The organism is Thiospirillum jenense (assembly GCF_014145225.1).
Classification (GTDB): Bacteria; Pseudomonadota; Gammaproteobacteria; order Chromatiales; family Chromatiaceae; genus Thiospirillum; species Thiospirillum jenense.
Genome location: NZ_JABVCQ010000005.1, coordinates 37,704 through 49,820, shown reverse-complemented (window position 1 = coordinate 49,820; position 12,117 = coordinate 37,704). Strand labels below are relative to the sequence as shown.

8 protein-coding genes are annotated in these 12,117 nt (G+C 52.5%); 4 read left to right on the top strand and 4 right to left on the bottom strand.

All coding sequences use genetic code 11. The features are described 5' to 3' along the window. Positions 1 to 145: 145 nt before the first annotated feature. Positions 146 to 1,300, top strand: a complete 1,155-nt coding sequence (locus HUK38_RS03105) for a GGDEF domain-containing protein (protein WP_238787418.1) — start codon at positions 146 to 148, stop codon at positions 1,298 to 1,300. A 254-nt stretch (positions 1,301 to 1,554) separates the two neighbouring features. On the opposite strand, the gene HUK38_RS03100 is transcribed toward HUK38_RS03105, so the two are convergent. The 4 genes from HUK38_RS03100 to HUK38_RS03085 all read right to left on the bottom strand — a co-directional run bounded on the left by HUK38_RS03100 (position 1,555) and on the right by HUK38_RS03085 (position 5,326). Then, positions 1,555 to 1,959: a type 2 periplasmic-binding domain-containing protein gene (locus HUK38_RS03100; protein WP_182582400.1), complete on the bottom strand. Its 405-nt coding sequence runs from the start codon at positions 1,957 to 1,959 to the stop codon at positions 1,555 to 1,557. A gap of 13 nt (positions 1,960 to 1,972) precedes the next feature. Next, complete coding sequence (locus tag HUK38_RS03095; RefSeq protein WP_182582399.1) at positions 1,973 to 3,283, bottom strand: outer membrane protein; 1,311 nt, start codon at positions 3,281 to 3,283, stop codon at positions 1,973 to 1,975. Between the two features lie 161 nt (positions 3,284 to 3,444). After that, positions 3,445 to 4,533 carry a response regulator gene (locus tag HUK38_RS03090; RefSeq protein ID WP_182582398.1) on the bottom strand — a complete coding sequence of 363 codons (1,089 nt, stop codon included), beginning with the start codon at positions 4,531 to 4,533 and terminating at the stop codon, positions 3,445 to 3,447. Positions 4,534 to 4,609: 76 nt separating this feature from the next. Then, a complete protein-coding gene (locus HUK38_RS03085) occupies positions 4,610 to 5,326 on the bottom strand; it encodes a hypothetical protein (RefSeq protein WP_182582397.1) in 717 nt (238 codons plus the stop codon). A 127-nt stretch (positions 5,327 to 5,453) separates the two neighbouring features. On the opposite strand from HUK38_RS03085, the gene smc reads away from it, so the two are divergent. The 3 genes from smc (at position 5,454) to ligA (ending at position 12,088) form a co-directional block, all read left to right on the top strand. Next, positions 5,454 to 8,975, top strand: coding sequence for a chromosome segregation protein SMC (gene smc, locus HUK38_RS03080; RefSeq protein WP_182582396.1), 3,522 nt, complete (start codon positions 5,454 to 5,456; stop codon positions 8,973 to 8,975). Between the two features lie 105 nt (positions 8,976 to 9,080). Continuing rightward, the gene (locus tag HUK38_RS03075) at positions 9,081 to 9,998 is read left to right on the top strand and encodes a cell division protein ZipA (RefSeq protein WP_182582395.1); all 918 of its coding nucleotides are present in this window, start codon (positions 9,081 to 9,083) and stop codon (positions 9,996 to 9,998) included. Further along, positions 9,995 to 12,088, top strand: coding sequence for an NAD-dependent DNA ligase LigA (gene ligA / locus HUK38_RS03070; RefSeq protein WP_182582394.1), 2,094 nt, complete (start codon positions 9,995 to 9,997; stop codon positions 12,086 to 12,088). Before HUK38_RS03075 ends, ligA begins: the two co-directional genes overlap by 4 nt. Positions 12,089 to 12,117: the final 29 nt, after the last annotated feature.

The following is a 12,117-nucleotide window of genomic DNA, read 5'->3' as shown; positions in this document are numbered from 1 at the left end:
TGATTTATCATGCGCCTTACGACGGGAACGTCGTCACGCCATTATTATTTAATAACCAGCAACCATTACTCATTCAGCTCATGTGGATTACAAATAATTAATACCCTAATTATTGCACATCGCCCGTGTTGTCATGTCGTCACCAATGAATCTACCAACAGACTCTTCAATCAGCCAACCCGTCACAACTGTATCAAATGATTGCGCGCAATTGCTTGCCGATAATCAATGGTTACGCGAACAATTAATCACGCTGCGTGACTGTGCTTTAGAAACAGAAGCGCTATTCAAGCGCCATCAAGATTGGGAAATTGAGCTATTAACCATTAGCACACTCGATCAATTACTAGAGTGCCTCACAACCGCGATGTGCGCCCGCTTCACACTTGATGAAGTACGGTTGCTTTTATTAGACGGCGACCATGGTATTCGGGGGTTGCTCACCCGTTTAAATAAAACACCTGACGAGTTTATTAGCGTCATGTTTTATGCCGCCGTGACAGAATTACCCGCACCGCTCACGCAATTAACCACGCCAATTGTTGGTCTCATGGATACAGACACCCATCGTGTTTTATTTAACACTGCGCCTGATCTTGCCAGCACCGCCGTGTTGCCTTTATGGCGGGAACAACGCTTATTAGGTTTTTTATGTTTTGGCAGCCATGATCCAATGCGCTATTCACCGGATTTAGGAACACATTTTTTACAACGATTAGCGGCAATTTGCGCAGTTTGTTTAGAAAACATCACTAATCGCACCCGATTAGAAATAGGTGGATTAACCGATCCTTTAACGGGATTGCATAATCGCCGGGCGCTTAAGCAGCGCCTTCATGATGAATTAGCGCGGTCACAACGATTAGGTCAACCCTTATCCTGTTGTTTTGTAGATTTAGATTTTTTTAAACAAATCAATGATAGTTACGGTCATGCAACAGGCGATATGGTATTAATGGAACTTGCCGAATGTTTGCAATTTTCATTACGCGCCTGTGATTTTGCTGTACGGTTTGGTGGTGATGAACTGGTAGTTTTATTACCTGCAACTGCTAACAATGACGCCTGTTTATTAGCAGAACGAGTTCGGCATTCTATTGTTAATCATACCTTTGTTTTAAGTGATGGATTGGAATTGTCAATCACTGTATCCATTGGGGTTGGTACAATCATGCCAAGTGCCTATCCTAAAGAAAAACTGACAGATGAAAGAGGAGATGATTTATTACGGTGTGCGGACGCGGCATTATATGAAGCGAAACGTGCCGGCCGTAACCGTGTTGCCTGTCAATCACTCTGATGCGTCTAAAAAATAGCGGGTTAATTCTGTATTTAACAACTGTTTTTTAATAAAAAATGCGCGGGATTGATTGCTAAACTTCTTGGGTTAATTCAGCTAAAACTAATTCTATAGTTAATCCAAGATAATTTGATTCCAATACGGTAATGAACTAGAAAACAAAAACGTCATTCCCGCGTACGCGGGCATACCGAAGGAATTCAGTAATCATTTTATATTGGCTCAACTACAATAGCGGTGTTTAAATACTTCACTCACCGCGCAGTATCAAGCAGTATTTTAATATTATTTGGCAAGTGTGTCGTATCAACATAACCAATGGCGCCCTGCGTATTTGCGATAAATTGAATCATGGCGGCAACGCTTTCTAATTCACGCGGCGGTGTTCCTTTACCAATATAGCGCCGTACCGTCCAATAACCAATGTATTTTTCATTATTTTGGTTGAGGTAACATTGGAGAAACTGTTCACGCAAAGGATTATTTGCTGGCAAATTCACTGGCGTGACTCGTATGCCATTGACTTCAACAACTTTACCTGTATAAATGCGTTGAATAGTGGTTGAATCTAATGTCGTTAGATTAGCGTGACCAATGATGATAGGGTCGGCAAAACTGGGCAGGGTTATTAATAACAAGAGACAAAACAGAGTCGGCATTTTATTCCCCTTGTCAAAATAGAAAGCTATAGGATAAGGAGAACACATGAATATCTTGTCCACGACTGTCTTGACTATCAATAAAGCTCGATACTTCTCCTGTGCGAGTGTATAACCATTCTGCTTTTAATTTACTGGTAGGCGACAGCGTATAGGATGCGCCAATTGCCCATGAGTGCTGATCGAATGCACCTAATAAATCAGCACCAATTCGTTGAGATGCGTTAATCATTGCTGCTTCAGGAATGAAATCAGGTACGCGATTATTTTCAATGGCTACATAAAGATCAAGCACCGGTCCGTCAGTGCGAATGCCAGACCAATAAAGATAAGATGTCCAATGCCCAATTGTTTTTTTCAATGCCAAATACGCCGCGCTGGTATCAGGCCCCATGGTCGCATTTGTGATACGGCGCCGTCCATATTCGGCAATCAATTGAGAGTCGTAGGGTAAATTGATTTCAGCCCCGATTGTGAAAACATAAATATGTAATTCACTGGCAGTTGGCACGCCTGGGCCTGGAAAATTAGAATCCATTTGATAATAGCCAACGCCCGGCATGATTTGTACGAATGGATAATCGCTGGGAAGGTCGCCATAATCAGAATTAAGATTGGCGCGATGTAATCCAATATGCCAGGTATTTTCATTAGCATTATGTAATGATAATGACAACCCGATCATGTCTAAATCAACGCCGATATACATAGGGCCTGTCGTAAAAGGCGGACTGTTTTCACGAATGAAATAACGCCAGTCTGTGTGCGCTTGACCAAGATAGCTTTCTAATGTCAATTCCTGTTGTTGATTAAACCATGTTTTAGAAAAAGCCAACCCGGTGACATCAGTTGTCGGCATGAGTGAATACACTTCAATTGGCAAACGGGCAAAATCAAAGGTCATGCCGACATCACTATTTGCTGAATAGTGCATGAGTGGTAGGCGCAATTTACCTGCGCGCAATAGCCAATCATTACTTGGTCGCCAGGATAAAAATGCCCAGCTTAATGTCGGTTCCCACCCTTCATCATGTCCTGACGCGGCGCCTTTGGTTTGTAATGTCAATCCCCATGTGTCATTAAATTGGGCATCTAGTTGTATTCCGATTACTGAATCACGTTGTAGGGTGCCGCCATCGTCAATAAAACGTTGGTAAATAAAATCTTGATCAGAGATGGCAAATCCTGCGGTGCCAAATCCCGACAAGTGAATGTCGAAACGGTTTTCAGCATACCCCGGTATCGCTAATAAAAAAATAAATATCGCCCACCACATTTGGCGGCATGTGTACAATAGATGCCGATGCGGGAGTATTGAGTACATGATATTTATCGTCGCTTTTGAGGTGATAATCATTGGCGGCATCAAATCGTATTGGCGCGGCTGCATTAAGATTTTATAAACGCGGTATCTAGCATTATTGTCTACTAATACCAACATAGAATTGCTATTTTTTATTGAACACAAACAACGCGGCGCATGCTTTAATCTGCAAGTCGTGTAGCAATCTCACTCAATTGATCCTGAATGGCAAGAAACGCATCAACAATATCTGGATCAAAATGTTTGCCACGCCCTTGATTAATAATGCCAACAGATTCTGCATGACTAAAGGGACGTTTATAGGGGCGGACTGAACGGACTGCATCATATACATCGGCAATTGCCATAATCCGTGCTGATAATGGAATGTTTGTTCCAATTAGTCCATCAGGGTAGCCGGTTCCATCCCAACGTTCATGATGATGGCGCGTGATTTGCGCACCATAAAATAATAAAAGATTATCTTCGCCCATGCGGTGGCGCGCCTGTTCAATAATTTCATAGCCACGCAATGAATGGGTACGCATTAATTCAAATTCTTCTGCGTTTAATTGTCCTGGTTTTAATAAAATATAATCAGGAATTGCGGTTTTGCCAATATCATGTAACGGCGCTGCTTGACTGATGTATTCGATATTTGTGGGAGTAAGTTCATCAGGATATTGCCCTTGCTGTTGCAAGTAAATGGCAAGTTGATAAACGTATTCTTGAGTACGCCGAATATGATTCCCGGTTTCTTCATCACGAAATTCGGCCATAGAAACCATGATGTTAATGGCGGCAGATTGTAGCTGAACAACCTGTTCAATTTGGCGAGCGACCTCGCGTTGCAACCAGATGCTTTGATCTTCAAGAAAATCATGCCATTGCTTGATTTGCAAATGGGTTTTAATCCGTGCCATGACGGTGGGGGGAGTAATTGGTTTATGAATGTAATCAACTGCGCCGACTTTGAAGCCGGTTTGTTCGTCTTCAACCGTCATGGATGCTGTAATAAAAATCACCGGAATTTTAGCTGTTTTTAATTCCGCTTTAAGCCGCCGGCACACTTCAAACCCATCAATATCTGGCATCATTACATCACATAATATGAGATCCGGTGGCGCTGCCATTGCCAGATCGAGCGCCCGTTGTCCATTATTAGCCAGTTTAACGCGGTAATCGGTTTTAAGGATTTGTCCGAGTAAACTGAGATTGGCGGGCGTGTCATCTATAATTAAAATAGTGGCGCGTTCAGGGTGTGCGAACATTCTATTACCGCGAGTGCTGTGAAAGCACTTGGTCAAATGAGGAGGCGTACTAATTGAGGTGGTCGTTACGGCATGTTCAATCGTCATATTTGTTCCTCTTATCAATCCAAGGTTGATAGAAGAAATTTCTGATCCGAGTGAGTAGATTAAAAAACGGATTGGAGTAATCAATTGGCATGGCTTTTTCTTTTTTGACGGGTGTGAGCTGTGGTGTCCAAGCGGTGAACATGTATGTATTTTCCAATGGCATATAAAACACGCTGTTTTCGTTGTAGCGAAATGGTACTTTCTTTTTTGTCACATATTTATTATTGAGCACATATCCATAGCGATGCGGATGAATATTCCGCCGCGGACCCTTAAAGAAATCGGGCAAGTCTGGTAATAAAGATTCACTGTCCCATAAACGATCGAACGCGAATACATAAATCCAAGTATTTTCTAAATACGGACTGGTCACAACATAAGATGTTTCACGGAATGGCGTTAAACCTTTCATTGAGATAAAAACATCATTGATATTGATCTGCTCAATCGCTGTAACGGGCGGTAATTCTATTGTCACGGCGACTGTCGTGTGATCCATGTCTTGCACCCGGCGAATGGTTGCAATGAGCGTCCCGATTCGATCAAACCAGTTTTGATAGATCACAACTTGACGATAATCAACACTTTCATAAAGATCAGAATACGCTGTTATCAGTATCACATTGGCATGGCTTGATACCACAAATAAACATAAACCCCCTGCCAGTAACCGTATCCAATAACGCATTGCTGTATTGTCATTCATCTTGTGTCGCCTCCTAACCAGGAGGATAAGCGCTCACTTCTTAACATGATTAGCAGTTTATCCCACATTACCACGCGGTTGTGCCATGATTTGTTTGGGATAACTCTCATCACGGTTGCCACTGCGGATGCGTTTAGAAAAAATTAAACTGGTTGGTTTTAAATCGTTTGTTGACCCCACCACCATTCCGCTGCCCAGCAATTTAATTGGCGTGGTCGGCCCGAATGGCTGTGGCAAATCGAATGTGATTGACGCCGTGCGTTGGGTGATGGGCGAAAGTTCCGCCAAAATGTTGCGCGGCGCCGGCATGGCGGATGTCATTTTCAACGGCGCGGCCGGCCGCCAACCTGCCACCAGCGCCAACATCGAACTGGTGTTTGACAACCGCACCGGCCGCGCCGGCGGTGCTTACGCGGCATTGCCACACATCGCCGTGCGCCGTCAAGTCGGTCGTGATGGGCAATCGTCCTATTTTCTCAACGGCACCCGCTGCCGCCGCCGTGACATTTACGAATTATTTTTAGGCACCGGCCTCGGCCCGCGCAGCTACGCGATCATCGAGCAGGGCATGGTGTCACGCTTTATCGAAGCCCGCCCCGAAGACTTGCGCGCATTCATCGAGGAAGCCGCCGGCATTTCCAAATACAAAGAACGCCGCCGTGAAACTGAAACGCGGTTAGACCAAACTCGTGACAACCTCGCCCGTTTAACCGACGTGCGCACTGAAGTGGCCAAACAGTGCGCGCATTTGGAACGTCAAGCCGCGCAGGCGGTCAAGTTCCAGACCCTGCAAGTTGAACAGCAGCGCATCAAACTTGAATTACTCGCGCTGACTTGGCAAGCATTTAACCGCTCACTGGCCTCAGGTGAAGCGGCACTGGCCACCGCCGCGCTGGCACTGGAAACCACCACCACCGCTTGGCAAGACTGTGACGCGCAGTTGGATGAACACCGCACCACTCATGCCCAAGTGACCGATGACTTTAACGCCATGCAAGCGGCGGTGTATCAGGCGGCCGCTGAGGTGGCGCGGTTGCAAAGTGCGTTGGCATTTGCCGACCGCGAGCGCCAGCGCCAAGTGGCTGAATTACAACGCTTGACTGACGACTGCGCGGCTGCTGCCGTTCTTAGCCAACGTGATGCGCACCATTTGAGCGAATTAGACGCCGAATTGGCGGAATTAATGCCGCAACTGGCCGCGGCCGAGTTGGCGACTACCGCGGCGGATCAGGCCGTGACCACTGCTGCATTGGCACAGGAGGCGTGGCAGGTGCAATCGGATGCGGTGCAGATGCAATTGACCGCGCCGCAGCAGCAGATGCAGCAGTCCCGACGCGATTTGGCGCATTTAGAGCCGCGTTTAGCGCACGATCAAGCGCGTCTGACGTGGATTCAAGCCGAACTGCGCCGTTTGGCTGATCTGGCTGAGGTGGCGGAATGTCACGCGCTCGCCGCCGAACTGGAGGCGGTTGAGCAGCAATTGACCGCGGCCACGGCGGCGCAGGCGGCGGCACTGGCGGCGGTGCAGACGGTGGCACGCGAGCGTCACGCGGCCAGTCAGCAACTCGATCTGTTGCGGACTGAATTACACACGGTACGCGGGCGGGTGGCGGCGCTGGAGTCACTGATTGCGGCGGCCCGCGACAGTAACGCGGTGACGGTGACGCGCTGGTTGGAACAGCATCAGTTGCACACCGCGCCGCGGCTGCTCGACCTGATTCGCGTCACGCCCGGGTATGAAACAGCGGTTGAAAGTGCGTTGGCTGAGGCACTTGCGGCCGTTGGCAGTGACCAATTTCCCGCTCACGCTTCTAGCGCGGGCGACTGCGCTGGGGTGATGTTATTTGATTGTCAACTCGCCGCGGCGCCGGCCGCCTTGACCGATTTACCCCGCGACAGTTTGCTGCATCAGGTCGCCACGCCGGAGACGCTGCTGACGTGGTTAGCCGCCTTTCGTTACTGTGAAGATGTTGCCAGCGCGCTGGCGCAGCGCCACACCCTGTCGGCACACGAGCGGTTTGTCACCCGCAGTGGGATTATCGTCGGGCGCGATTGGTTTTATTCCCCAGCGCGTGACGGTAGCGCGGGTAAATTGCGCGGCAGTTTGGCGCGATTGGAGGAATTGACCCAGTTGCAGCGCCGTTACGCCGAGTTGACCGACCGCCAAGCTGAGTTATTGGAAGCAACTGACTGGTTGGCGGAGCGTCAACAGTTGGCGGAAATGGCGCGGGATGCGGCGCTGTCTGAGGTGGCGACGCATAATCAACAGCGTGCCGCGCTGTCCGCCGATTTGAGTGCCGCGCAGGCGCATTCGGAACATCACCAGTTGCAACAGGCGGCGCTGCAAGTGGAGGGCGGCGAATTGCAGCGGCGGATTGAAGAGACCTTGGCGGCAATTTCCGAGGCACACGAGATTTTGGATCAAGCCAGTCAAGCGCTGGCGGCGTTGGACGTGACGGCGGCGGAATTGTTGGTGGAACGTGACCGCCACCGTGGCGCGGTGACGACCACTCGGGCGATGGCACAGCAGTGCCAGGCTCGGGTGCGCGAGTTGCAATTGACATTGGCGACTTTGCAGGCGACGCGCTCGGCGGTGGTGGTGAGTTTGGAACGTGCGCAGACTCAGCTGCTGCAAACCCAACAGGTGCGCGAGTCGTTGGCGGCGGCGGTGACGGATGGCGCGGCGCCGTTGGTCGATTTACAACAGGCGTTAGACGAACAGCGCCAGCGGCATCAAGAGTTGGAGCAGCAGTGCGCTCAGGTCAAGCTGCGCGTCACGGCGCTTCAGCGGGAGATTCAGGCGCGTGAACAGCAACGCCACACGTTGGCGGCACAATTGACGCAGCGGCGTGAGGAGTTGACCAGTTTGCAGGGCAGTTTGCAGGATACGGTGGTGCGGCGGCGGTTGCTGGAGGAAGAATTGGCGGCGCTAAACAGTGAAGCAACGGCGGTGTTGGCGACGGTGGCGGCTGAGGCGACGATTGACCGTTGGACGGAACGGTTGGCGGCGGGGCATTCGAAATTGGCGCGGCTGGGCAATGTCAATCTCGCCGCGGCGGATGAATACCGTGAACAGGCCGAGCGGTTGCATTATTTAGACACGCAGCAGCAGGATATTCAGGCGGCTTTGGCGGCGCTTCAGTCGGCAATTAAGGCGATGGATCGGGAAACGCGCTCGCGCTTTACCACGACGTTTGATCAACTGAATCAGCAGTTGCAGCAATTATTTCCGCGTTTATTCGGCGGTGGGCAGGCGGAACTGATCCCGACCTCGCAGGATTTGCTCACCGCGGGCGTGACCATCATGGCGCGGCCGCCTGGCAAACGGAATGCCAATATTCATCAACTGTCGGGCGGTGAAAAAGCATTGACCGCGATTGCCCTCGTGTTTGCCATTTTCCAACTCAACCCGGCGCCGTTTTGTTTACTAGACGAGGTGGATGCGCCGCTGGATGATGCCAACGTCGGGCGGTTTTGCCAGTTGGTCAAGGCGTTATCTGAGCAGGTGCAATTTATTTTCATCACCCACAACAAAACCACGATGGAAATTGCCGATCATTTGCTGGGCGTCACGATGCACGAGCCGGGGGTGTCGCGCCTGGTAGCAGTGGATGTCAGCACGGCCGCTGCGTTGGGCGCCGCAGATTGATATACTCAAATTTAACTGCAAAAACCCGCTCGTTACCCTGGAAAATTGTCAGATGCTCGGGGAGCGTTGTGAATAGATAGCATTCCTTACTCCAGATCAACTCTCATGGACGCTGTTACTCTCCGGATCATTTTGCTCGCTATTGGCGTGGTGCTACTGCTGGGACTGTACTGGTGGGAGTACGCCCGTGCGCCCAATTACGACGATGACGACGCTGATCGGGCGGCGGCTGACACCGATGATGATGATGCGGCCGATCAGCGCCGGGCGAGTTTCAAATCACCCACCAACCGCTTTGACGAGGACGACCGCGAACCCAGTTTGGGCAAACGTGAGCCGATTTTGGGCAAACGTGAACCCAGTTTAGGTATTTTTGACGACGACGAGCCGGTAGAACCCCCCGCGCCGCGCTGGGGCGGCGGATTGTCATCCAAATTACGTCGCACCCGCCCAGCGCCGGTCGAAAATCAAACGGCAGCCGCATCATCACCGTCATCACAAGCACCCGCGGCGGAATTGACGGCACCGGCGGCCACCGCCTCACCCGCTGACCAAACCGCCGCCACCGAATTGTTGGTGCAACTGTTCGTGGTCGTGCCGGAGGACACTATCACCGGTGCCGACGTGATGACCGCCGCCAATAAACATCATTTGCAGCCCGGGGAACACGCCATTTTTCACCATTACACACTGGTTAAACCGCCGAAAGGCGTGACCACACCACCGGTGAAAAAGACGTTGTTTAGCATGGCTAATTTGGTCAACCCGGGTAGTTTTCCCTTCGGCACCGGGATGCGCGATTTTCGTACTCGCGGGCTGGCGCTGTTCACGCAATTGGACGGCGATGCCGACGATTTGCGCACCCTGGACACGATGTTTTCAACCGCGGCCGCGTTGGCGGAACAATTCAACGGTCTGGTGCAGGACAGAACTCGCAGTCCGCTCACGCCGTTGCAAATCAGCAAGTTACGCGATCAGGTCAAGGCGTTGCAAAAAAACCAGCGCCCGCGGGCTAAACCATGAACACCGTACCAGCCGATTTAGTCATGCGGGCGGCGGATTTGCGGCGGCTGATTGCGCACCACGATCACTGTTATCACGTCCTCGCCGCCCCGGCAATCAGCGACGCGGAATACGATCTGCTGTGGCAGGAATTGGTCACGCTGGAACGCGATTACCCGGCGCTGCGCCAGCCGGATTCACCCACGCAGCGCGTCGGTGGGACGCCGCTGCCGGCGTTGGTGGAAATCGCGCATCTGGTGCCGATGTTGTCGCTCGACAATGCGTTTGATGAAACCGAGTTCGCCGCTTTTGACCGCCGCCTCACCACCAAATTATCCGCCGATCCCGCCGCCGCGCTGACTTATTCGGCTGAACCCAAATTGGACGGGCTGGCGGTCAGCATCTGCTACGAACACGGGCAACTGACGCGGGCGGCAACTCGCGGTGACGGGTATCACGGCGAGGACGTGACCGCGCAGGTGCGCACGATTCGCAACTTGCCGCAGCAGTTGACGGGGGAAAGTTGGCCGGCGTTACTCGAAGTGCGCGGCGAGGTGCTGATGACACTGGAGGATTTTGCCATTCTCAACGCCGCCGCTATTGCCGCCGGCCGTCGCCCGCTGGCCAATCCGCGCAACGCCGCCGCCGGCAGTTTGCGGCGACTTGAGACGACGACCAAGCAGCGGCGGCTGACGTTTTATTGCTACGGCGTGGCGCGCACCAGTGCCGAGGTCAGCGCGGCAGATTGGTTAACCCAGCAGAGTCAGTGTTTAGCGCAACTGGCCGCGTGGGGTTTGCCGATTGTGCCGGGGACGCAGGTCGTGACGGGTTACGCCGCCGCGTTAAGTTATTACCACGAGCTGCGGGCGCAGCGCGAGCAGTTGCCGTACCTGATTGACGGCGCGGTGTTCAAACTCAACGACCGTGCCGCCCAACAGCAGCTCGGCGAATCGGAGCGGATGCCGCGCTGGGCAATCGCGTTCAAATTTCCGCCCGAGCAATTGCCAACAATTGTTGAGGCGGTGATGTTTCAAGTCGGGCGCACTGGTGCGATCACGCCCGTTGCGCAGTTGCAACCGGTGCAGTTGACGGGCGTGACCGTGACGCGGGCGACGTTGCACAATGGCGACGAATTGTTGCGCAAAGATGTTCGCGTGGGTGACACGGTGATCGTCCGCCGCGCTGGCGATGTGATCCCGGAAATCGTCGAAGTGGTGCTTGATCGTCGCCCGCCGACCGCGCAAGTGGTGACGCTGCCGAGCATTTGCCCGATCTGCGGCGCGGCGGTGGTGCGCGATGCCGATGCGGTGGTGGTGCGCTGTCAGGCGGGGTTATCCTGTCCGGCGCAGCGCAAGCAGGCGGTGCTGCATTTTGCGTCACGGCGGGCGCTGGATATTGACGGGTTGGGTGAACAACTGGTTGACCAACTGATCGAGCGGGAATTGGTGCGCGACCCGGCGGATTTGTACGCGCTGACAGCGGAAGATGTTGCACAATTACCACGCATGGGCAAGAAATCCGCGGCCAATTTGATTGCCGCCCTCGACCGCAGCCGTACCACGACGCTGGCGCGGTTGTTATTTGGGTTGGGCATTCGGGAGGTTGGCGAAGCGACGGCTAAACTGTTGGCGCGGCACGTCGGCGGGGATTTGGACAAATTGATGCACACCAGCGCGGCCGAGTTGCAAGCAATTGACGGCGTTGGCCCGACGATTGCGCAATTTATCAGCGATTTTTTTGCCGAGTCGCGCAATCAAGCGGTGATCGCCCGTCTGCGGGAGCCGGCCGGTGCGGGATTGCAGTGGCCGATTGACAGCGCACCGGTCACTGAGCCGAGCGCGGCGTCCGCTGAGTTGCCGCTGGCGGGTTTAACGGTTGTCATCACCGGCCAACTCAGCCAGCCGCGCTCGGAGATTGCCGAGCAGTTGACCGCGCTCGGCGCTCGGGTCAGCGGCAGCGTGTCAAGCCGCACCGATTATCTGCTGGCGGGTGACAAGGCGGGGAGTAAATTGACCCGAGCGCAGGCGTTGGGCGTGGCGGTACTGGACGAGGCGGCGCTGACAGATTTGATCCGTAGCCGACAAGATCGGCAACTTTCCCGACCTGATTGACGAAATTGATGATCTCAACTTGAGTGGTT

Excerpts from the sequence above, each read along its gene's own strand:
- HUK38_RS03090 (WP_182582398.1), bottom strand. The coding sequence starts at position 4,533 with ATGTTCGCACACCCTGAACGCGCCACTATTTTAATTATAGATGACACG.
- ligA (WP_182582394.1), top strand. The coding sequence starts at position 9,995 with ATGAACACCGTACCAGCCGATTTAGTCATGCGGGCGGCGGATTTGCGG.
- HUK38_RS03075 (WP_182582395.1), top strand. The coding sequence starts at position 9,081 with ATGGACGCTGTTACTCTCCGGATCATTTTGCTCGCTATTGGCGTGGTG.
- smc (WP_182582396.1), top strand. The coding sequence starts at position 5,454 with ATGCGTTTAGAAAAAATTAAACTGGTTGGTTTTAAATCGTTTGTTGAC.
- HUK38_RS03095 (WP_182582399.1), bottom strand. The coding sequence starts at position 3,283 with ATGTACTCAATACTCCCGCATCGGCATCTATTGTACACATGCCGCCAA.
- HUK38_RS03100 (WP_182582400.1), bottom strand. The coding sequence starts at position 1,959 with ATGCCGACTCTGTTTTGTCTCTTGTTATTAATAACCCTGCCCAGTTTT.
- HUK38_RS03085 (WP_182582397.1), bottom strand. The coding sequence starts at position 5,326 with ATGAATGACAATACAGCAATGCGTTATTGGATACGGTTACTGGCAGGG.
- HUK38_RS03105 (WP_238787418.1), top strand. The coding sequence starts at position 146 with ATGAATCTACCAACAGACTCTTCAATCAGCCAACCCGTCACAACTGTA.